Annotated in this window: 20 protein-coding genes; 14 read left to right on the forward strand and 6 right to left on the reverse strand. The window is 65.0% G+C overall.

Annotated elements, in window-relative coordinates; genetic code table 11:
- Window position 1 precedes the first annotated feature (1 nt).
- Entirely contained in the window at window positions 2-430 is a 429-nt protein-coding gene (locus HUK73_RS12070) for a DUF2147 domain-containing protein (protein ID WP_176592110.1), read from the reverse strand.
- A 42-nt stretch (window positions 431-472) separates the two neighbouring features.
- Window positions 473-1,222: an AcvB/VirJ family lysyl-phosphatidylglycerol hydrolase gene (locus HUK73_RS12075; RefSeq protein WP_176592111.1), complete on the reverse strand. Its 750-nt coding sequence runs from the start codon at window positions 1,220-1,222 to the stop codon at window positions 473-475.
- Window positions 1,223-1,322: 100 nt separating this feature from the next.
- Here HUK73_RS12075 and HUK73_RS12080 point away from each other — a divergent pair, with 100 nt between their 5' ends.
- Genes HUK73_RS12080 through HUK73_RS12090 form a run of 3 tightly spaced genes read left to right on the forward strand, consistent with a single transcriptional unit; the run spans window position 1,323 to window position 3,823 of the window.
- Window positions 1,323-2,567 carry a glycosyltransferase family 1 protein gene (locus HUK73_RS12080; RefSeq protein WP_176592112.1) on the forward strand — a complete coding sequence of 415 codons (1,245 nt, stop codon included), beginning with the start codon at window positions 1,323-1,325 and terminating at the stop codon, window positions 2,565-2,567.
- 7 nt (window positions 2,568-2,574) lie between these two features.
- Window positions 2,575-3,111, forward strand: coding sequence for a sigma-70 family RNA polymerase sigma factor (locus HUK73_RS12085; protein ID WP_176592113.1), 537 nt, complete (start codon window positions 2,575-2,577; stop codon window positions 3,109-3,111).
- Entirely contained in the window at window positions 3,104-3,823 is a 720-nt protein-coding gene (locus HUK73_RS12090) for an anti-sigma factor (protein WP_176592114.1), read from the forward strand. The genes HUK73_RS12085 and HUK73_RS12090 overlap by 8 nt, the downstream gene beginning before the upstream one ends.
- A gap of 35 nt (window positions 3,824-3,858) precedes the next feature.
- On the opposite strand, the gene HUK73_RS12095 is transcribed toward HUK73_RS12090, so the two are convergent.
- Window positions 3,859-4,452 (reverse strand): nitroreductase family protein, encoded by a 594-nt coding sequence (locus HUK73_RS12095; protein ID WP_176592115.1) that lies wholly within the window; start codon window positions 4,450-4,452, stop codon window positions 3,859-3,861.
- A gap of 490 nt (window positions 4,453-4,942) precedes the next feature.
- On the opposite strand from HUK73_RS12095, the gene HUK73_RS12100 reads away from it, so the two are divergent.
- The 7 genes from HUK73_RS12100 (at window position 4,943) to HUK73_RS12130 (ending at window position 13,590) form a co-directional block, all read left to right on the forward strand.
- Window positions 4,943-8,290 carry a glycosyltransferase gene (locus HUK73_RS12100; RefSeq protein WP_176592116.1) on the forward strand — a complete coding sequence of 1,116 codons (3,348 nt, stop codon included), beginning with the start codon at window positions 4,943-4,945 and terminating at the stop codon, window positions 8,288-8,290.
- Between the two features lie 106 nt (window positions 8,291-8,396).
- Complete coding sequence (locus HUK73_RS12105) at window positions 8,397-8,654, forward strand: hypothetical protein (RefSeq protein WP_176592117.1); 258 nt, start codon at window positions 8,397-8,399, stop codon at window positions 8,652-8,654.
- 73 nt (window positions 8,655-8,727) lie between these two features.
- On the forward strand, window positions 8,728-9,129 hold the full coding sequence (locus tag HUK73_RS12110; RefSeq protein WP_176592118.1) for a PDZ domain-containing protein: 402 nt from the start codon (window positions 8,728-8,730) through the stop codon (window positions 9,127-9,129).
- Window positions 9,126-9,812: a response regulator transcription factor gene (locus HUK73_RS12115; protein WP_176592119.1), complete on the forward strand. Its 687-nt coding sequence runs from the start codon at window positions 9,126-9,128 to the stop codon at window positions 9,810-9,812. The genes HUK73_RS12110 and HUK73_RS12115 overlap by 4 nt, the downstream gene beginning before the upstream one ends.
- Before the next feature lie 79 nt (window positions 9,813-9,891).
- A complete protein-coding gene (locus HUK73_RS12120; RefSeq protein WP_176592942.1) occupies window positions 9,892-11,184 on the forward strand; it encodes a HAMP domain-containing sensor histidine kinase in 1,293 nt (430 codons plus the stop codon).
- A 205-nt stretch (window positions 11,185-11,389) separates the two neighbouring features.
- A protein-coding gene (locus HUK73_RS12125; RefSeq protein ID WP_176592120.1) for an IS630 family transposase occupies window positions 11,390-12,447 on the forward strand; the annotation gives its coding sequence in 2 pieces (ribosomal slippage) (window positions 11,390-11,875 and window positions 11,878-12,447; 1,056 coding nt in all).
- A 141-nt stretch (window positions 12,448-12,588) separates the two neighbouring features.
- Window positions 12,589-13,590, forward strand: a complete 1,002-nt coding sequence (locus HUK73_RS12130; protein WP_176592121.1) for a LacI family DNA-binding transcriptional regulator — start codon at window positions 12,589-12,591, stop codon at window positions 13,588-13,590.
- On the opposite strand, the gene HUK73_RS12135 is transcribed toward HUK73_RS12130, so the two are convergent.
- Window positions 13,575-14,432: an SMP-30/gluconolactonase/LRE family protein gene (locus HUK73_RS12135; protein WP_176592122.1), complete on the reverse strand. Its 858-nt coding sequence runs from the start codon at window positions 14,430-14,432 to the stop codon at window positions 13,575-13,577. The genes HUK73_RS12130 and HUK73_RS12135 overlap by 16 nt on opposite strands.
- A gap of 11 nt (window positions 14,433-14,443) precedes the next feature.
- A complete protein-coding gene (locus tag HUK73_RS12140; protein ID WP_369805485.1) occupies window positions 14,444-15,601 on the reverse strand; it encodes an aldose epimerase family protein in 1,158 nt (385 codons plus the stop codon).
- Between the two features lie 115 nt (window positions 15,602-15,716).
- Here HUK73_RS12140 and HUK73_RS12145 point away from each other — a divergent pair, with 115 nt between their 5' ends.
- Window positions 15,717-17,021 carry a sugar MFS transporter gene (locus HUK73_RS12145; RefSeq protein WP_176592123.1) on the forward strand — a complete coding sequence of 435 codons (1,305 nt, stop codon included), beginning with the start codon at window positions 15,717-15,719 and terminating at the stop codon, window positions 17,019-17,021.
- 96 nt (window positions 17,022-17,117) lie between these two features.
- Here the strand turns inward: HUK73_RS12145 and HUK73_RS12150 are convergent, their stop codons facing one another.
- Complete coding sequence (locus HUK73_RS12150) at window positions 17,118-17,873, reverse strand: FadR/GntR family transcriptional regulator (protein WP_176592124.1); 756 nt, start codon at window positions 17,871-17,873, stop codon at window positions 17,118-17,120.
- A 247-nt stretch (window positions 17,874-18,120) separates the two neighbouring features.
- On the opposite strand from HUK73_RS12150, the gene araD1 reads away from it, so the two are divergent.
- Genes araD1 through HUK73_RS12165 form a run of 3 tightly spaced genes read left to right on the forward strand, consistent with a single transcriptional unit; the run spans window position 18,121 to window position 21,623 of the window.
- Window positions 18,121-19,113: an AraD1 family protein gene (gene araD1 / locus HUK73_RS12155; protein WP_176592125.1), complete on the forward strand. Its 993-nt coding sequence runs from the start codon at window positions 18,121-18,123 to the stop codon at window positions 19,111-19,113.
- Window positions 19,114-19,117: 4 nt separating this feature from the next.
- Window positions 19,118-20,044 (forward strand): Gfo/Idh/MocA family protein, encoded by a 927-nt coding sequence (locus HUK73_RS12160; RefSeq protein WP_176592126.1) that lies wholly within the window; start codon window positions 19,118-19,120, stop codon window positions 20,042-20,044.
- Between the two features lie 16 nt (window positions 20,045-20,060).
- Window positions 20,061-21,623 (forward strand): alpha-N-arabinofuranosidase, encoded by a 1,563-nt coding sequence (locus tag HUK73_RS12165; protein ID WP_176592127.1) that lies wholly within the window; start codon window positions 20,061-20,063, stop codon window positions 21,621-21,623.
- The last annotated feature ends 29 nt before the right edge of the window (window positions 21,624-21,652 follow it).

Genomic DNA, 21,652 nt, shown 5'->3' on the forward strand with positions numbered 1-21,652 from the left:
GTCAGTCCCCTGGAACCCGGTCTATCCGGGTCCATGTTTGCGACTTGCACAGCAGGCCGCCCAATATGCAGCCCTTGACCCGCATCTGGGCGGGCGACAACTGGCTGATCTGCGAACTGAAGCGGCGGCCCATGTCGGGGACGAAGACAGTACCGCGCCATTCATTCTTGCCGTCCGCGCGATAATCTTCCAGCAATTCGGTGCCGATCAGCCGGGCCGTGCCGCCGTCCCGCGCATCGTCCTGCGCCTCACGGTCGGCCCAGACGACCCAGCCGCACAACCGGTCACCGCAAGGGCCGGTACGCACCGCGACATTGTTGTGAGGGCCAAGCCACAGCCCCTCGGGCTGCGCGACGGGCACCTTTGCCGCCAATGCGGGCGCGGCACATGCCAGGCATGCACTTGCGATCAAAAGCCTCCCCAACCTCATATGACCATCCTTTCAGGAACGATCATCCTGTTTTAGGCCAGCTTACATTGCGCGTCGCTCTGCATATTCTGAATTTTTGGCAATGTTTGCCGCGCGCAGAACGGTGGCCGCCACCAGCGCCGAATCGCTGTGCAGGAAATGCCCGCCCGGCAGGCCGACGACATGCACATTGGACTGGCGCCAGCCCGAACACAGGCTGCCGCTTTCCTCCACCCCATGGATGCAGAGCACCGGCGCCCAGTCGAGCCGCAGCGCAGCGGGCCGGGCCGGGCCGTCATCGGCGAAGTCGAAGACCCCGCCCGGTGTGGCACGGAACAACATGGTGTCGGCCGGCACGATCAGCGCGACCATGGCCACCCGCGATCGCAAGGCAGGCGGCAGGGCCTCCACCCCCGCCAACAGCATGTTCGCGCCGAAGGACTGACCGACCAGCACCAGCTGCCGCGCGCCCGGCTCCGCCAGGGCGCGGCGCACGGCCTGCTCCACCAGCGTGCCGGTTTCGGCAAGCGTGCGGCGGCGGGAGAAGGCGGCCAGCGAGTTGACCCCGATCACCGGCAGCCCGCCCTGCGCCATATGACCGGCGATCACCGGCCCCATGCCCGCGTTGAAGCCCATGTCGCCGGACAGGAAGATCGCCACCGTGCCGTCGCGATTCGACGCCGGGGCCGGCACCAATGTGAACAGCGGCCCGTCGGGATAGCCCAGATACCGGCAATACACCGCCGCGCCGGTCAGCAGCGCGAAGATCGCCGCCAACGTCAGGCCCCATTTGCGGCGTCGGAAAAACGACATTGAAGACACCTGCATTGCTTAATCGCGGCGTGACGTTACCGGCTTTTCCCCGAACGCCAAGCCGCAGAGGGAATAAATGCCGATCGAACCGCGTATATGCATGATGAATAACAATACCGACCTTCGTTCCGCTGCCTCCCGTCTTCCTTTATCCCGTGTCGCTCTGGCCACCGCGCTGCGCCGTCCGCTGCGGGTCGCCCTGTTCTCCGGCAATTATGATTGCGTGCGCGACGGCGCGAACCAGGCGCTGAACCGGCTGGTCGCCTATCTGCTGAACAAGGTGCAGGCGGAGGTCCGCATCTATTCGCCGACTGCCCCGCGCAAGGCGTTTGATTCGGTGGGCGATGTCCGTCCGGTCCGGTCCGTCAGCATTCCGGGGCGGCCGGAATATCGCGTCGCACTGGGCTTTCCCCGCGCGACCCAACAGGATTTCGAGAGTTTCGCCCCTGACATCGTCCATCTCTCCGCCCCCGACCTGCTGGGGCGGCAGGCGCAGAAATATGCGCTTGCACGGGGCATTCCCGTGGTCTCCAGCCTGCATACGCGCTTCGAAACCTATCTCGATTATTATCGGCTGTCCTTCCTGCGCGGGCCGGTCAATCGCTATCTCGACCGCTTTTACGGCGGGTGCGCCTGCATACTCTGCCCAACCCTGCCGATCGCGCAGGAAATGGGCGACCGTTTCGGTACGGATCGCACCGCCATCTGGGGTCGCGGCATCGATCCCGCCTGTTTCCGCCCCGGCCTGCGCGACACGGGGTTCCGCGAGAGACTCGGCTACACGGCCGAGGATGTGGTGCCGCTCTTCTTTGGGCGGCTGGTGCTGGAAAAGGGGCTGGGCGTCTTTGCAGACGCCATCGACGCCCTGCGCGCGCAGGGGCTGGCGGTCCGCCCGCTGATCATCGGCGACGGGCCGGCACGCAATTGGCTGGCGCAGCGGCTGCCCAACGCCACCTTCATGGGGCATCTGGCGGGCGAGGCGCTGGGCCGCGCGGTCGCGAGCGCCGACATATTGATCAACCCATCGGTCACGGAAGCGTTCGGCAATGTCAATCTGGAGGCAATGGCATCGGGCCTCGCGGTCATTTCCGCCGATGTGCCCAGCGCCTCCTCCCTGATCGACGACGGGCGCACCGGCCTGCTTGTGCCGCCCAAGGACGTCGCAGCCTATGCGGAGGCCGCTGCCGCGCTGGTGCGCCAGCCCCATCGCCGCATGGCCCTGGGCACGGCGGCGGCGGAAGCGGCGACGCGCCATCAATGGGACGATGTGCTGGAGGCCGTGGTCCGCAGCTACGCCCAACTCCTCCAGATCCCGCTTGCCACGCCCGTCGCACGGGCGGCATGAGACAGCCATGATGGACGAAGATCCGGACATCCGGGACGATCTGGCGGCGATGCGGCGCTATGCGCGCTCACTGACCCGCGACGATCAGGATGCCGACGACGTCGTGCAGGACGCGCTGCTGCGCGCCATAGAGCGGCGGGCAACCTATCAGCAGGGCCGCAGTCGCCGTCGCTGGCTGCTGGCGATCGTCCACAATGTCTTTTTCTCCGCCAAACGGCGCGAGGCGTCGGAGGCCCGGCGCAACAGCCGCTTTGCCGAAACCCTGATCGACCAGCTGGAACCGGGGCAGGAGGAACATGCCCGCCTGACCGAAATCGCGCGGCAATTCTCCGCCCTGCCCGAACATCATCGCGCAGTGCTGCATCTCACCGCGATCGAAGGGTTGAGTTACCAGCAGGCGGCCGAAACCCTGGGCGTGCCGGTAGGCACGGTGATGTCGCGGCTGTCGCGGGCGCGGGCTGCGTTGCGGGAGCAGGAACAGGGACAGGGACAGGGACAGCAGGCGGCATCTGGCCTCCGGCTGATAGGAGGAAGCGATGACTGACCGTCCGACCGATGTGGAAATCGACGCCTATATCGACGGCGAACTGGATGCGGAGCGCCGTTTCGTGGTCGAAACCCATCTCTCACGCCAGCCGGCGCTGGCTGCGCGGGTCATGGGCGACCTCAGCACGCGCAGCGCGCTTCACATATTGGGCCATGACCGCCGTTCTCTTCCATCCGACCTGATGGCGAAGGCGCAGCGCCTGATCCCGGCGCAGAAAAGCCGCTGGCGCCGCCTGATGCCGGCGGGGCTGGTGGCGAGCAGCCTGGCGGCGGGCCTTGCGGTCTGGACCTTGGGCGTCCAGCATCCACCCGCCTATGTCAACTTCGCGGTGGCATCGCACCGCATCGCCATGATGCGGGCCGTCATGAATTCGCAGGTCGAAACGCCCAAGTTCGATGCGCGGGAAATCGCGCTCAACACCCGCATCGCCATGCCGCAATTGCCCAACGACTGGCATGTGACGGATGTCCAGCTGTTCCCGACCGACAGGGAACCCGCGCTGCTGATGGCGATCCGCACCGATCAGGGGCGCAGGATGACGATCTTCGCCGTGCATGAGAAGACCCATGCCCCCGAACAGCCCGACGCGGTGCGCGAAGGGCCGCAGTCGGTCGCCTATTGGCGGCGGGGCGACATGTCCTATGCGCTGACCGGCGATCAGGAGCCGGGGACGATGGATGCCACCGCCACCGCACTGACGCGGACATGATGGACGGGGCGCACGGAGCGCCCCATCGCTGACGCTCAGGCCTTGAAATTGCCCGCCGTGGCGAAGTCGGCAATATCCTTCCGGCCGCTTGGCGCTTCACGCGTCTGAAGCGCTTCGGGCAGGATCGACTTGTCCGCGATGCGGCCGATCGCCGCGGCCGCCTCGATACGGAAACGGTCGGGAACGGCCAGTTCGATCCGGGCCTTTTCGAAATCCAGGCCAGTCATGCCATGGCTGTGATAACCAAGCCGCGTCGCCTGCAACGCCATCAGCGCCCAGGCCGCACCCGCGTCGAAGCTGTGGCTGTGCGACGGCTTGAGCTCATCCGAGCCGGGAGAAGCCATCTTCGTGTCGGACAGGATGAAGATCAGCGCCGAGGCATTCTGCACCCAGCTCTGGTTGAACGGCAGCAACAGCTCCACGAAACGTGCCCAGTCCGCACTGTCGCGATGGGCATAGAGGAAACGCCAGGGTTGATAGTTGAAGGCCGACGGCGCCCAGCGCGCGGCATCGAATATCGTGTCGAGATCCTCCTGCGGGATCGCCGAGGAATCGAAGGCGCGGGGCGACCAGCGCTCCAGAAAAAGCGGATCGACGGCGCGTGAGACCGCGCGGGCAGCAACTGACATAATAACTCCCAATAGCCGTGGAGCGGAGGGCGGGACCGCCCATCCGGCAATGCGAGCGCGATATTGGTGGCAGGAATGGCGGCCGCAAGACCGGCCGGCATTTTAACTCAATTCGAGGGAGGGTTCGGCGCTCTTGACCTTATCCTTCGGCGGCACGGCATCGGGACCGCGCTCCAACAGGATGCGTTCCGGTTCGCGCAGCAATTCGCGCTTCATGGCGTCGCTTAACCGACCCCAATGTCGACCGATCGCCGAGCGCCACATCCTCTTTCTCTCCCCATGCCGAATCGAGACGGCTCTTATCTATTATGGCGGTAGAGAATTTTCGCTCAAGCATATCTGAAGGGATGGCGAGAAAAGCTTGTCCTGAAATAGGCACGTCACATCGCCCGCCGATCATGACCAATAATTCATGAACGGACCATCGGCCCGGCGTCCGGTATGGCGTAAAGGCGATCCCGTCACAGGGGTAACAGGCAAGTCACGCATCATGAGCAGACCGATTTTCTTCGATCCCACCGGTCGCCGGGGGCTTTGGGCGCGGCGGATACTGGCGGGCGGATTGCTCGCCATTCTGCTGGCCGCCATCGCCTTTGCCACCACGCTGGTGGCGGTGCCGTCGGAACGCGACCTTGCCCTGCCGTTGCCCCAGGCCCATGCCGCGCGCATGTCGGGCATGTCCACCCTGCGTCGCGACATCGCCAAATGGCTGCCGCACTGGGGCAAGACCCATGTGCAAGCCAAACCGCTCAATGTCGGCTTCTACGTGCCGGGCACGGAAAACAGCATCGCCTCGCTGCGCCGTAATGTCGGACAGCTCGATTGGGTGGTCCCCGCACTCGTCAACGTGGCCGGTCCCGGCGAGCCCATTCATTATGCCAATGATCAGGCCTTCGACCGGATGATCGCCGCCATGCCGCGCCCGCCCAAGGTGCTGCCGATGGTGCAGAATCTGGGGGCGGACAGCTGGAACGGCACGGGCGCGGCGCGGGTGCTGCGCGATCCTGTCGCCAGCAAGGCCCTCGCCGGGCAGCTCGGCGCCTATGTCGCCCGCCGCCATGAGGCGGGGCTGGTGATGGACTTCGAATCGCTGCCCGCCAGCGCCATGCCCTCCTATCTGCATTTCCTCCGCCTGCTGCGCACCCAGCTTCCCGCGGGCGCCAAGCTGGCCGTCACCGTGCCGGCGGATCAGGAGGAATGGCCGCTCGCCCAGTTCGCCCGCGTCGCCGACCGGGTGATCTTGATGGCGTATGACCAGCATTGGCAAAGCGGCGAGCCGGGCCCGATCGCCGCGCAGGACTGGTTCACGCGGGAGGTGAAGAGCGCTCAGCGCGCCATCGGCCCCGACCGCATCGTCGTCGCGCTCGGCAGCTATGCCTATGACTGGCATGGCGCCGAAGGCAGCAACAGCACGGCCGATGCCCTGTCGCTGGACGAAGCCTGGCTCGCCGCGCATGACAGCGACGCGCGCCCGATCTACGACATGGCCAGCGGCAATGCGGGCTTCGCCTATGACGAAGCGGGACAGCGCCACCAGATCTGGATGCTGGACGCCGCAGCGACATGGAATGAGTTGCTGGTGCTGAAGCGCCTGGGTATCCAGAGCATCGCCCTCTGGCGGCTCGGCAGCGAGGATCCGGGCGTCTGGTCCGACCTGACCGCCTGGCGCAATGGCGGCCGCCCCAATCTCAGCCACATGGCCAGCACGCTCGACACCGATGTCGAGGGATCGGGCGAAATCCTGCGGATCACCGCGACGCCGACCGAAGGCAATCGCACCATCACCTTCGGGCCCCAGAATGTCATCGAACGGGAAAGCTACGGCACGCTGCCCACCCCCTATCAGGTGCAGCGCACCGGCGGGCAGAACCCGAAGATGCTGGCACTGACCTTCGACGACGGACCGGACCCCGTCTGGACGCCGAAAATCCTGAACGTGCTGGAGCAGATGCACACGCCCGCGACCTTCTTCGTGATCGGGGAAAATGCGCTGGAACATCCGGGCCTGCTTGAGCGGATCGTCGCGGACGGGGATGAGATCGGCAACCACACCTACGACCATCCCAATCTCGCCACCTGGTCGGACGATGCGACCCGCTTGCAGCTCAACGCCACGCAGCGGCTGGTGCAGGCCTATACCGGCCATGGCATGCGGCTGTTCCGCGCGCCCTATTTCGGTGACGCGGAACCGACCACGGCGGACGAACTCGGGCCTGCACTAGCGGCGCAGAAGCTGGGCTACACAGTCGTCGGCCTGCACGTCGACCCCAATGACTGGCAGCGCCCCGGCGTCGACGCCATCGTCTCCCAGGTGATCGACCAGGTGCATAACGTGTCGGACGACCGGTCGGAAAATATCATCCTGCTGCATGATGGCGGCGGCGACCGGGCGCAGACGGTGGAGGCCCTGCCGCGCATCATCGCGAAACTGCGGGCGGAGGGCTATCGCTTTGTGCCGGTGTCGCAACTCGCCGGCCTGCCACCACAGGCCGCCATGCCGCCGGTCAAGTCCAGCGACCTGCTGGCGGTACGGGTCGATGTCGGCGTGTTCGTCGCGCTCGCCATCGTGAGCGCGCTGCTCGGCTGGATCTTCTACCTCGCCATTTCGCTGGGTCTGGCCCGGGCCGTGCTGATGACGCTGCTCGCCTGGATACAGGAACGGCGCGAACGGATCGTGCCGCCGGTGCACCAGCCGACGGTGTCCGTCATCATCCCCGCCTATAATGAGGCGCGGGTGATCGAATCGTCGGTGCGGCGCGTGCTGGCGAGCGATTATCCCGCCTTGCAACTGATCGTCGCGGATGACGGGTCGAAGGATGAAACCAGCGCCATCGTCACGCGCGCCTTTGCCGGCGATCCGCGCGTCACGCTGCTGACGCTGGTCAATGGCGGCAAGGCGGCGGCGCTCAACCGAGCGCTGAAGGAAGCCTCGGGCGAGATCGTCATCGCGCTGGACGCCGACACCCAGTTCGAGCCGCAGACGATCACGCGCCTCGCCCGCTGGTTCGCGGACCCCGCCATCGGCGCGGTCGCGGGCGACGCACGGGTCGGCAATCGCGTGAACCTCGTCACCCGCTGGCAGGCGGTCGAATATATCACCGCCCAAAATCTGGAGCGCCGCGCGCTGGCCGGTTTCGACGCCATGACAGTGGTGCCCGGCGCGGTCGGCGCCTGGCGCCGGGCGGCGCTGGACGCAGTGGGCGGCTATCCCGAAAACACGCTGGCGGAGGATCAGGACCTGACCATCGCGATCCAGCGCGCGGGCTGGCGCGTCACCTATGATCCGGAGGCCGTCGCCTGGACCGAAGCGCCTGAAAGCTTCAAGGCTCTGGCCAAGCAGCGCTACCGCTGGGCCTTCGGCACGCTGCAATGCCTGTGGAAGCATCGCCGCATCCTGCGCGAACGGCGGCCGACCGGGCTGGCGCTGGTGGGCATGCCGCAGGCGTGGCTGTTCCAGATCCTGTTCGCGGCGATTTCCCCGCTGATCGATCTGGCGCTCGTCACCTCAATCATCGGGACCACCATCCGGGTGCACCAGCATGGTTGGGCGCAGACCAGCAATGATGTGTGGATGATGGGCCTCTACTGGCTCGCCTTCACCAGCATCGATGTCGCGTGCGGCTGGGTCGCCTATCGGCTCGACAATCGCGACGTGCGCTATCCGCCGCATCTGCTGGTGGCGCAGCGCTTCGTCTACCGCCAGATCATGTACTGGGTGGTGGTGCGCGCCATCGCCTCGGCCATTGGCGGCTGGGTCGTGGGCTGGGGCAAGCTGGAACGCAGCGGCCGCGTCGCCGTGGCGGCCCAGGACAAGCCTGTAATTCCGTCCGGGGCATGAACAAAGCTTAACATGACTTGGACCTTCAGGCGCTTCATCCTTCATTCGGCGGCGGAAAGCCCGGCGATCCCGGTTTCCCGCCGCCGGAAAGTGAAGGAGATGATCCATGAAATATCTGATCTTCCCTCTCGTGGCCCTGGGGCTGGGTACGGCCGCCATGGCACAGCCGGCACCCAGCGCGCCCAAATCCTATCCGCCCTGTTCCAAAAGCGTGACGGACGAATGCATGGGCTCCTCGCACGCGGCGATGCACCACACCGCCATGCGTTCGCACCACAAGATGGCGACGCATCACCGGACCCATCACATGGCACATGCCGCCCATCATGGGATGAAGGCCAAGCCCGAACCGAAACCGTCCTGACGCCAGCAAGGCCGGGGAAGGATGGTCTCCCGACATCCCTCTCCGGCGCTTGCCGCGCGGGGGAGTGAGGCTGATGGGGAAGCGCTCGATCGACAATTATGCGACCGGACTGCTGCTGGCCGGCCTTGCCCTGTGCGCATTGTTGATGAGCGGCGCCTTCTTCCTTCACGTCCGTCACGCCACGGACGGCCATATGGAAGCCGCAGCGGCCAAGGCCCGCGCCCTGCCCGGCGTCACCCTGACTGACGGCCATCCCGGCGTCATCGTCACCAGCATGGAAACCAACGGCCAGGCCGCGCGCCTTGGCATCAACGTCGGTGACGGCGTGATCAGCCTGAACGGCACACCGATAAGCTCGCTGGATCAAGCCAGTAGCTATCTGTTACACCATCCCCAGCAAAGGATAGCGCTGGGGCTGAAACATGCGAATCAATTGCGCGTGGTGATGCTGGTCCGGCCGGAAAGGGGACAATGAGCCACAAGATATTGGTGGTGGAAGATGATGCGGCCACCGCCGCCTATGTCGCCAAGGGCATGAGCGAAGCCGGCTTCACCATCGACCAGGCGGACAATGGCCGCGACGGCCTGTTCCTGGCCAGTGACGGCAGCTATGGCGCGATCATCCTGGACCGGATGATGCCCGCGATGGACGGCATGGCGATGCTGAAGGCCCTGCGCGCGGCGGGGATCGAAACGCCCGTCATCATCCTGTCGGCGCTCGGCACGCCGGAGGATCGGGTGGAGGGCCTTACCAACGGTGCCGACGACTATCTGGTGAAACCCTTTGCCTTTGCCGAACTGCTCGCCCGCGTGCAGTTGCTGCTGCGCCGGGGCGGCAGCGGCAGCACGGTCGTCACCCATCTGCGTCATGAGGATCTGGAAATGGACCTGCTTTCCCGCCGGGTGAAGCGGGGCAGCCGGACCATCGACCTGCAACCGCGCGAATTTCGCCTGCTCGAATTTTTCCTGCGCCATCCCGATCAGGTGGTGACGCGCACCATGCTGCTGGAAGGCGTGTGGGATTATCATTTCGATCCCGGCACGAACGTCATCGACGTCCATGTCAGCCGCCTGCGCCGCAAACTGGACGAAGGCGGGGACAAGCCGATGCTGCACACGGTGCGCGGCATGGGATATCGTCTTGGCCCGGAGAACTGATCGGGTCTGGCGCTGGTTCGGCTTTGCCCGCTCGACCATCGGGCGGTTCGTCGGCCTTGCCTTTCTCTGCCAGTTCCTGCTGACCGGCGGCGTCCTGCTGTTCGTGCAGCAGGCGAGCCAGCGCACCGTCGTCGCCGCCGACCAGCAGGCGGTGGAGGATGCACGCGACGACATGCTCGCCCTCTATCGGGAGGGTGGCACGATGGCACTGCGCAGCGAAATAACCCGCCGTTTCCGCAGCGTGGAGGGCGAGCGCGCCGTGCTGCTCCTCACCGATACGAGCGGGCAACCGATCAGCGGCAATGTGGGCGCCTGGCCCGCAGGCCTTGCCGCGGACGGGCGCTGGCAGACCATGTCGCTCTACCGCGTCGGGCGCGACGAGCCGGAGCCGATCGGCGTCATCGCCGTCAGGCTGGAGAATGGCGATCAGATGCTGATCGGCATGGTCATTTCCAACAGCCTGCAACTGGCGCGCATCTATGAGGAGGCGTTGAGCGTCGCCTTCATCATGAGCCTGGTGCTGGCGCTGGCCATCGCCATCATGTTGGGCCGCATATTGGCGCGGCAGGTGTCGGACATCGCGCAAACGGCCAATGACGTCGCGGTCGGCGCACTCGACCGGCGCGTGCCGACCGACGGCAGCGGCGACGCCTTCGACCGGCTGGGCCAATCGATCAACGCCATGCTGGAGCGGATCGACGCGTTGGTGACGCAGCTTCGGATGATGACCGACGGGCTGGCGCATGACCTTAAATCCCCGGTGACGCGGCTGATCTCCGTGGTGGAACAGGCCAGTGCCCAGACCCGCGACGATGCCGCGCTCGACGCGCTGGAAAAGGTGCATCATGAGGCGCAGACGCTGCGTTCCATGCTGACCACGGCCCTGCTCATCAGCCGGACCGAGGCGGGTTTCGGCGGCGATCTGCTGCGCGACACCGATATCGGCAACCTGCTGCGCGACGTGGGAGAGGTCTATGGCCCGCTGATCGAGGACAGCGGCTTCGCCCTCACCCTCAGCGCGCCGGAATCGCTGATTTTTCCTCTGCACCGCGAACTGGTGAGCCAGTCGCTCGCCAATCTCATCGAAAATGCGCTTTATTATGCGGAGGGCGGCGACTGCATCGGCCTGAGCGCATCGCTGGTGGATGGCCATTTGCTGATCGAGGTGGCCGACAACGGCCCCGGCATCCCCGCGGCAAGCCATGCCGCCGCGCTCAAGCGCTTCGGTCGGCTCGACCCCGCGCGCGGCAAGCCCGGATCGGGGCTGGGCCTGTCGCTGGTGGAGGCGGTGGCGCGGCTGCACCATGGCATGGTGACACTGGCGGATAACGGCCCCGGGCTGCGGGTCACACTGACCCTGCGGCGGCCCTGAGGCCCGGCAAAAAGCCCATCCCGGGCGGAGTCTGACGCGTGCAGTTCGTCTGACCGCCACCCGAGATGCCCAACATTGCCTTGCATGGAGAGTATGACAACGTTGTCCTGTCGCTATTATACCAACGTCCGGAAAGCCTGACTCATAAGGGGTTGCCATGTCCGAGCGGTGCTGATTCAAGGTGGCAAACGAGCTGGAGTTTGTCATGCCGATCCCGCTTCGCGCCGACTTTGACGCTACCCTGGTGAGGGCCGCGGCCCGTAAATCGAAGGATGGCGCGCAAGCGCGGCGATTACTGGCGCTGGCGGCGATCTATGAGGGGTCGAGCCGTACCGAGGCGGCACGGATCGGCGGGGTGACGCTGCAGATCGTCCGCGACTGGGTGTTGAGGTTCAACGCGGCCGGACCCGATGGATTGATCGACCGGAAGGCGCCGGGCCAGCCCTCGCGCCTGAGCGCTGCCCACCGCGCAGCCCTCGTCGAGATGGTCGAACGGGGTCCGATCCCCGCCGTGCACGGCGTGGTGCGCTGGCGGATCATTGATCTGGCTCAGTGGCTATGGGACGAGTTTTCCGTCTCGGTTTCGAGGCCGACACTGAGCCGTGAGCTGCGGGCGCTGGGCTACCGCAAGTTGTCAGCCCGGCCCAAACATCATGCCCAGGATCCAGAGGCAATTGAGGCCTTCAAAAGGGGGGCTTTGCCGCCGAGCTGGACAAGGTCAAAGCGTGCCTCCCGCGGGGCACACCGATAGAAATCTGGTTCACGGACGAGGCCCGGATCGGACAGAAGAACAAGATCACGCGGCGCTGGGCCAAACGAGGGACGCGACCATCCGCGCCGCATGATCAGCGCACCAGCTCCGCCTATATCTTCGGCGCGATCTGCCCGCAGGAAGGCAAGGCTGCAGGCCTCATCCTGCCGTTCTGCAACACCGACACAATGAACCTGCACCTGGCCGAGATCTCACTGGCCGTCGCTCCTGACACGCACGCCGTGCTGCTCATGGACCAGGCTGGCTGGCATCTGACGCCCAAGCTCAACGTGCCCGGTAATATCTCGATCATCCCGATCCCATCGAAGTGCCCCGAGCTCAACCCGCAGGAGAATATCTGGCAGTTCCTGCGTGACAACTGGCTGTCGAACCGCGTGTTCAACTCCCACGAGGACATCGTCGATCACTGTTGCGACGCCTGGAACAGGCTCGTCGAACAGCCCGGGCGCATCATGTCGATCGGCCTGCGCGATTGGGCCCAGGGGTTCTGATCAGTGAATCTTGGTATTAGCCCTTTTGCACTTGTGAGATCAAGGTGATTTTTTCACCGGATGATCGCAGGCAAGCCCTGTTCCCTCCGCCCGCCTTCCATGGCAAGACCAGCCGATGTTCATCCCTCCCTTCCACCGCTGATGCCCAGCATTCGCGACGTCGCGGCGCTGGCTCGCGTATCGATCAAGACTGTGTCCCGCGTCGTCAACAAGGCGCCCAATGTCAGCGAGGAATTGCGTCAACGGGTCACGGCGGCGATCGACCAGCTCGATTATCGCCCCAACCAGTCGGCGCGTCGGCTGGCCGGCGGGCGGTCGTTCATGATCGCTTTCCTCTACAACAACCCCGCGCCGTCCTATAATAGCGGGATTCAGTCAGGCGCGGCGAACCGATGCCGGGATCTGGGCTATCATCTGGTGGTCGAACCAATGCCGCTGGCCGGGGAAGAGCGGCTTGCCATCCTCGACCGCCTTGTCGCCGCCTTGCGGCCCGACGGCGTGTTCCTGGTGCCGCCGCTTTCCGACGATGCCCATCTGCTCCAACGCCTGTCCGACCTGAAACTGCCCTGCGCCCGGATCGCCGGATCGGTGATGGGGGAAAGCTTCAACATTCCGACCCCCGATCGCGCAGCGGGGCGGATGATCGCGGACCATCTGATTGGCCTCGGTCATCGCCGCATCGGCGTGATCACGCCTCCCGCCGGCCATCGGGCCGCCATGCAGCGCATCGAAGGCTTTCGCGACGGTCTGGCCGCTGCCAATCTGCCCCTCGATCAAACGCTGTTCGTGGAAGGGTCGTTCGATTTCAGCTCCGGAATCGCGGCGGCCGAAACATTGCTGACCCGAAGCGAGCGCCCGACCGCGATCTTCGCCACCAATGACGATATGGCGCTGGGCGCCCTGACCGTCGCCCACCGGCTGACGCTGCGCGTGCCCGAAGAATTGTCGGTGGTCGGCTTTGACGACACGCCCGCCGGCCTCACTGCCTGGCCGCCGCTCACCACCGTCAGCCAGCCGCTGGAGGCGATGGGCAGCGCCGTGATCGACACGCTGGTGGGAGATTCCGACGCCGCGCCGCAATTCACCTTCAAGCTGGTGCAGCGCGGCAGTTCGGGACCGGCGCCCGATCAGCCCGCAAACTGATGGGTCGGCAGGCCCCGAACGCCTGGAAAGACCTCAAAAAAGGCACCGTCATATTCCGTTTCGGGCAGTCCGATGGAAGCGGAGCTGACGAACATCCGGTCCAGCTCCTCCCCGGCGAAGCAGATATTCGTCACCTGCTTCGCGGGCAGCGCGATCGACCGATCCAGCTTCCCGTCGGGCGTGAAGCGGCTGATCCGCCCGCCGCCCCAATGGGCAACCCAGAGATGCGCTTCCGCATCCACCGTCATCCCGTCGGGATAGCCATCCTCCTCGGCAAAACGGATGAAGGGCTGGCGGTCGCTGATCCCGCCCTCCGCCGTACGCGCGAAGCGATAGATTTCCCGTTTGACCGTATCGCTATGATAGAGCCACTGTCCGCAGGGTGAAAAGGCCGGACCATTGGGCACATGATAGCCGCTGTCCTGCACCGCCCAGCTTCCATCCGGATCGAGCCGGTAGAGCGCGCCGACATCCTCCGCCTCCGCCATGTCCATCGTGCCGCACCAGATGGCGCCGCTCGCATCGGCCTTGCCATCATTCATCCGGCTGCCGGGCCGATGCGGTTCGGGATCGCCGACCGGCATGATCGCCAGCGGATCGAGTGTGATCCGCGCGAAACCGCTCTGGAACCCACCGATAAAGCCGCCGCTGGCTCGCTCGGCCACCCAGCCCAGCGGTTCGGGCATGGCCCAGCGCCGGATGGCGCCGTCATCGAGCGACAGCCGGTTGAGCGCGGGCGCAAGGATGTCGACCCAATAGACCGCATTGTCCCGCGCCGACCACAGCGTCCCCTCGCCCAGCATATCGCGCGCATCGCGATCAATTCTGCGCCATTCGGTCATGTCCGTTCCCCTCAGCGCTTGACTGACAGACGATAGATCATCTGATGGTGATAGGGCTTGCCGGGATCGACCCGCGCCGAAAGGAACTTCGGCTGGTTGGGGGCATCGGGAAATTTCTGCGGCTCCAGCGCAATGCCATCCCCCATGCGGTAGAGATGCCCCTGCTTCCCCACCAGCGTGCCATCCAGGAAATTACCCGCATAGAATTGCACGCCCGGCTCGGTGCTCAACACTTCGAGCACACGGCCCGAAGCCTGATCTTCCAGTCGCGCGGCCAGTTCCGGCGTCCTGGTCGCCCCCTTGTCCAGAGCGAAATTATGATCATAGCCGCGCCCGGCAACAATCTGCGCATCGCGGCCGTCGCGAATGCCGTCCGCCACCCGGCGGGGCGCGCGGAAATCGAACATAGTGCCGTCCACCGGCTTCAGTTCACCAGTCGGGATCAGATTCGCGTCGACCGGCGTGAAGGCCTTGGCCGGAATGGTCAGCAGATGACCCAAGGCACCATCGGGCGCGCCCTCCCCCGCCAGATTGAAGATCGCATGGTTAGTCATGTTGACGATAGTCGGCTTGCTGGTTCTGGCGTCGAAGGCAATGCCCAGATTGCCCGCCTCATCCAGCGTATAGGTGACGGTGGTGTCGAGCTGGCCCGGATAGCCCGAATCACCATCGGGACTCATGTAGGACAAAATCAGCGTGGCGGTCGGCCCGCTCTTCAGCGACACGACCTTCCACACCTGCTTGTCGAAGCCCTTGCCCCCGCCATGCAGCGTGTTCACCTTGTCGTTGAGCGGCAGTTGATAGCCCTTGCCGTCCAGCGTGAACTTGCCGCCGGCGATGCGGTTGGCATAGCGGCCCACGGTCACGCCAAAATAATTGGGATGGTCGACATAGCCGGCCAGATCGTCATAGCCGAGCATGACATCGGCCACCTTGCCCCGGCGATCCGGCCCGGCCAGCTTCTGCAAGGTCGCGCCATAGGTCAGGATGGTGGCAGAAACCCCCTGTCCGTTTTTGAGCGTGATCGCCTCGATCGCGGTGCCGTCGGACAGCGTGCCGGCAGGGGCGCGGCTGGCCTCCGCCGCCAGTGCAGTGGCGCTTGTCATCACACACAAGGCACCGTATGACAACGTTGCCAAGACTGATCTGTTCATAAAGGCCTTTCGCATGCAGTTCCTCCCGGACGCCATTGACGCGCCGCGGGCAGAGATATACTCCTACAAAATAATCGGGCGCAACCCTGTTCCGGCGGCGCTTCTTTTCGACTTTTCCGGAGAAGGATGAATGGCAGGACCCATTTCCTCTGCTGCGGCGCCCGCCGCGGCCTATAATCCCGGCACGCGCTACGGCCCTGCCCTGACCTTGCTCGCCAGCCTCTTCTTCATGTGGGGCTTCATCACCGTCATCAACAACACGCTGCTGCCGCATCTGCGCAGCGTGTTCGAACTCAGCTACACCCAGACGACGCTGATCGAATCAGTGTGGTTCATCGCCTATTTCGTCGCCTCCATCCCGTCTGCGAAGCTGATCGAGCGGATCGGCTACCAGAAATCGCTGGTGACGGGCCTGCTCATCATGGCGGCAGGCGCGCTGGGCATGATGCTGGCCGCCAGCATCCCCTCCTATGGCGTCACGCTGGTCATGCTGTTCGTGATCGCCAGCGGCATCACCCTGCTTCAGGTCGCCGCCAACCCCTATGTCGCGGTGGTCGGCAAGCCCGAAACCGCGTCCTCGCGCCTCAACCTTGTGCAGGCGATGAATTCGGCAGGGACAATGCTGGCGCCGATGTTCGGCGCTTATCTGATCCTCGGCCGGTCGAAGAGCGGCACGGCGGAGGCCGGGGCGGTCATCAGCCAGGCCGAACGCCTGGCCGACGCCCAGTCTGTGATCCTGCCCTATGGCCTGGTCGCGGTGGTGCTGGTGATGCTGGCGGTCGTGATCGCGCGCTTCCCCCTACCCGCCATGGGTGCGTCCGCCCAGCGTCTCGCCAAGGAAGAACGGAAGAAACATTCGCTGTGGGCGCACCGCAATCTGGTGTTCGGCATCCCGGCGATCTTCATCTACCTGATCGCGGAAATCGGCGTCGCCAACCTGTTCGTGAACTTCGTCAGCCAGCCCGACATCGCCAATCTGACCCATGAGCAGGCCGGGCGCTATCTCAGTTTCCTCTGGGGCGGCATGATGGTCGGCCGTTTCGCCGGTTCCGCGATCATGCAACGCTTCGACGCGGGCAATGTCCTGGCGACCTTCTCGGTTGGCGCCTTCATCGTGATGATGACCACCGTCTTCGCCCATGGCCCCGTCGCCATGTGGTCGCTGATTCTGGTCGGACTGTTCCACTCGATCATGTTCCCGACCATCTTCACGCTTGGAATCAAGGGGCTTGGACCGCTGACCGAGGAAGGCTCCGGCCTGTTGATCATGGCGATCGCCGGTGGTGCGCTGGTGGTGGTGCAGGGCTATCTGGCGGACCATTTCGGATTGCAGACAAGTTTCCTGCTCACCGCCGTCTGCGAACTCTACATTCTCTTCTACGCGCTGTGGGGGTCGAAGCCGACCCACGCGCTGCCCGATCAGCAGATCGGGTAATCAGGGACCGAGGGTCGCCTTCCCGAAACCGAAAAGGCCGGAGCGGGATGTTCGCTCCGGCCTTTTTCATGTCCATCCCTTGGGAGGATCAGCACCTCACCGCGTCATGGCGCTGGCCGTATCCTCCAGCGCCAGATCGACCAGAACGCCCATCGCTTCCGCCGCGGCCGCCCCGTCGCCTGCGGCAATGGCATCATATACCCGCACATGGTCCGGGATCGGATTGCGCGGCAGGGCGCGAGCGCGTTGCTTGAACTGGGTCGTCCAGTTGACCGCCGCGCCGATGCTGGCCGACAGCGTCTGCAGCGCATCATTGCGCGTCGCATTCAGGATGGCATTGTGGAAATCGCGGTCCGCCGACCGTCCCGCCTCGGTCGCCAGCGTATGGCGGCGCATCGCGGCCAGCGCGTCCTTCATCAGCCTGATGTCGTCCTTGGTCCGCCGCTGCGCCGCCAGCCGCGCCGCCGCCGGCTCGACAATGGCGCGCAGTTCGAACAGGTCGCGCACGAACTGCACGTCCGGCTCCCCGGCAAAGGCCCAGGCCAGCACTTCGGGATCGAGCAGGTTCCAGCGGTTGCGCGGCAACACGCGCGTCCCCGCCTTGGGCCGGCTTTCCACCAGCCCCTTGGCGGTCAGCACCTGAATCGCCTCGCGATAGGCGCTGCGCGACACTTCCAGTTCCTCGGCAAAGGCGACTTCACCCGACAGCACGTCGCCCGGCGCATATTGGCCAGACAAGATCGCTGTTCCCAGCTTGTGCGCAATGGCGCCGTGCAGGCGCCTGCCGGGTCCACGCGCCTCCTTGGCGGCGGCGCCTTCAACCCCCTTCAAAGACCCCTTTTTCTCAGCCATTCATGCTCCTCCGCACCCCTCCTTAGCAGTCGATCCGGCCGCGTAAAACACAATCATTGCCTTCGCGGGCTTCCTGTAATATGTCGGAGTAATAAGGAGATTCACATGGCGGATAAATGCCCAACCTTCAAACAGCAGGGCAGGTAGATCGCCGCGCGGCAGTCTCGCGCTTACCAAATGACTGACAATTTTGCTTTTCGATGAAATTTGGCCAGCGCCGGCAGAGGCGCGCGGGAGGAGATTTTTCATGACTTTGCGCCTGTTGCAGCACCGTGCCGACCATGGCGCCCGCTCCGTCATCGCCGCGGAGGACGACGCAGCCCATTTCCTGATCGGCGTGGACAGCATCCGCACGCTGGCGCTGGACGCCATCGCCAAGGGTGTCACGCTGGCTGAGGCCGTTGCTGCCATCGCCAAGGGCGACGCCGTCGACATCGCTGCCGAATTCGAAGCGGGCCGCCTGCTCGCCCCGATCGATCATGATGATCCCGCCCATGTGCAACTGACCGGCACTGGCCTCACCCATCTTGGTTCCGCCGAGGGTCGCGACAAGATGCACCGCGAAGCCGCCTCCGCCGAGACCAAGACCGATTCGATGCGCATGTTCCTGGAAGGGCTGGAAGACGGCAAACCCGCCCCCGGCGCAATCGGCCAGCAGCCCGAATGGTTCTACAAGGGTGACGGATCGCAGCTTGTCGGCCCGACCGATCCGCTGACCATGCCCGCCTTCGCGCAGGATGGCGGCGAGGAACCAGAAATCGCCGGCATCTACATCATCGGCCCCAATGGCCGGCCCTATCGGCTCGGCCTCGCGCTCGCCAATGAGTTCAGCGACCATGTGACCGAGCGGCACAATTATCTGTGGCTCGCCCATAGCAAGCTGCGCCAGGCCTCGCTTGGTCCCGAACTGCTGGTCGGCCCCGCGCCCGAGCATATCGAGGGCAGCAGCCGCATCCTGCGCAATGGCGAAACCCTCTGGGAAAAGCCGTTCCTGTCGGGCGAAGGCAATATGTCGCACAGCCTGGCCAATCTGGAACATCATCATTTCAAATATGACCTGTTCCGCCGCCCCGGCGACGTGCATGTCCATTTCTACGGCACGGCGACCCTGTCCTTCACCGACGGCGTGCAGACCCAGGAAGGCGATGTGTTCGAAATCCTCGCCACGCCCTTCACCCTGCCGGTGCGCAACCCGCTGAAGCGCGCAGCGCCGGTCGAAGTGACCATCCAAGTCCTCTAAGGCCATGGACCCGATCCGCATCGCCATCGTCGGCATCGGCAAGATCGCGCGGGACCAGCATGTCCCCGCGATCCGGGGCAACAGCGCCTTCAGCCTCGCCGCGACCGTCAGCCCGCAGGATGCGGGGCTGGACGGCATACCGCATCATGCCAGCCTGGACGCCTTGCTGTCGGAGGGACCCGCTGTTGATGCCATCGCGCTCTGCACCCCGCCGCAGGTCCGCTACGAGTTGGCGTCGCAGGCCCTGGCGCGCGGCATCCATCTGTTCCTTGAAAAGCCGCCCGGCGCCACGCTGGCCGAGGTCGCCGCGCTGGAGGCGCAGGCGTCCAGGGTGGGCGTCAGCCTGTTTGCGGCCTGGCACTCGCGCTTTGCCGCCGGAGTGGCCCCGGCCCGCGCCTGGCTGGCCGAGCGCCGGATCGACAAGGTTTCCATCGTCTGGCGGGAGGATGTGCGCGTCTGGCATCCGGGTCAGGCGTGGATCTGGCAACCCGGCGGACTCGGCGTGTTCGATCCGGGCATCAATGCGCTGTCCATCGTCACCCACATCCTGCCGCGCCCCTTCTTCCTGAAGGACGCCTGCCTTGTGCTGCCGGAAAACCGCGCCGCACCGATCGCCGCCGACCTCGCTTTCCGCGACACCGGCGGCGCGGACATCCATATGGACCTCGACTGGCGCCAGACCGGCCCGCAAAGCTGGGACATCATCGTCGAAACCGACGCGGGCACGCTGAAGCTCAGCCAGGGCGGCGCCGTGCTGTCGCTGCCCAGCGGCACCGAGCATGGCGAGGATATCGAATATGCGGGCCTCTACAGCCGCTTCGCCACGCTGATCCGCAGCGGACGCAGCGATGTGGACACGACCCCGCTGCGCCTCGTCGCGGACGCGTTCCTGCGCGGCAAGCGTGAAACCACCGACGCATTTTACGATTGAATTCAGGGAGAGAAGAATGATCAAGGCCCTGCGCCGCACGACTGCCGCGCTCCTGCTCTGTGCCACGGCGCTGACCGGCGCGCACGCCCAGACCGACGGCAAGCCGACCACGGCGACCATCCACGCCGACAGGCCCGGCGCGATTTATGACAAGGCGATCTTCACCCAGTTCGCCGAGCATCTGGGCAACGGCATTTATGGCGGCCTGTGGGTCAGCAACGACAAGTCGATCCCCAATACCAACGGTTTCCGCAACGATGTCGTGGCGGCGCTGCGCAACCTGTCCGTGCCGATCATCCGCTGGCCGGGCGGCTGCTTTGCCGACGAATATCACTGGCGTGAGGGCATCGGCCCGAAGAAGGACCGCCCGACCAAGGTCAACACCCATTGGGGCGGCGTGACCGAGCCGAACAGCGTCGGCACCCATGAATTTTTCGAACTGCTGCGCCAGGTCGGTGCGCAGGCCTATATCGCCGGCAATGTCGGCAATGGCAGCCCGCAGGAAATGGCCGAGTGGGTCGAATATATGACCGCGCCGGCGGGCAGCCTGGCCGATCTGCGCGCCCGGAACGGGCATAAGGAACCCTGGGCGGTTCCCTATTTCGGCGTCGGCAATGAACTGTGGGGCTGCGGCGGCAATATGCGGCCGGAATTCGCGGCCGATGAAACCCGGCGTTACGCCACTTTCGTCAAGGCGCCTGCCGGCACGAAGATTCTGAAGATCGCTTCAGGCGCCAATGTCGACGATTATAACTGGACCGAAACGATGATGCGGGTGGCGGCCGACCGGCTCGACGGCCTTTCGCTCCATTATTATGTCCATCCCGCCGGTGGCTGGCCACCCCGCGCGCCTGCCGTGGATTTTGACGAGACGGGCTGGGCCGATGCGCTGAACGGCGCGATGCACATGGATGAGCTGATCACCAAACACAGCGCGATCATGGACCAATATGATCCGGCCAAGCGCGTTTTCCTTGCCGTGGACGAATGGGGCGCCTGGTATGCGCAGGACCCCGGCACGCATCCGGGCTTCCTGCGTCAGCAGAACACGCTGCGCGATGCACTGATCGCCTCGATCCATCTCGACATCTTCGCCAGACATGCCGACCGCGTTCGCATGACCGCCATCGCGCAGATGGTGAACGTGCTTCAGGCGATGATCCTGACCGAAGGCAGGAAGATGGTGCTGACACCTACCTATCATGTCTTCGAAATGTACAAGCCCTGGCAGGACGCCACGGTGCTGCCGATCGACATCGACACGCCATGGTATCACAAGGACAAGTTCACGATGCCCGCCGTCAGCGGCTCCGCGGTCAAGGGCAAGGACGGCAGGGTTCATGTCGGCCTGTCCAATCTCGATCCCAATCAGACCAACACCGTCACGGTGAAGCTGAGCGGCCTCAATCCCGCAAGCGTGTCGGGCCGTATCCTGACGGCCCCCGCGATCAATTCGCACAACACATTCGACGATCCGCAGGTGGTGAAACCCGCCGCCTTCACCGGCGCGCACGTCCGTGGCGGCACACTGACCGTCACGCTGCCGCCCAAGTCGGTGGTGGTTCTCGACCTGCAATAAGCCTTTGGAGCGGGCGGAGGGTGGAATCG

The sequence above is a fragment of the Sphingobium sp. EM0848 genome, assembly GCF_013375555.1.
In the GTDB taxonomy this organism is placed as follows: Bacteria; Pseudomonadota; Alphaproteobacteria; order Sphingomonadales; family Sphingomonadaceae; genus Sphingobium.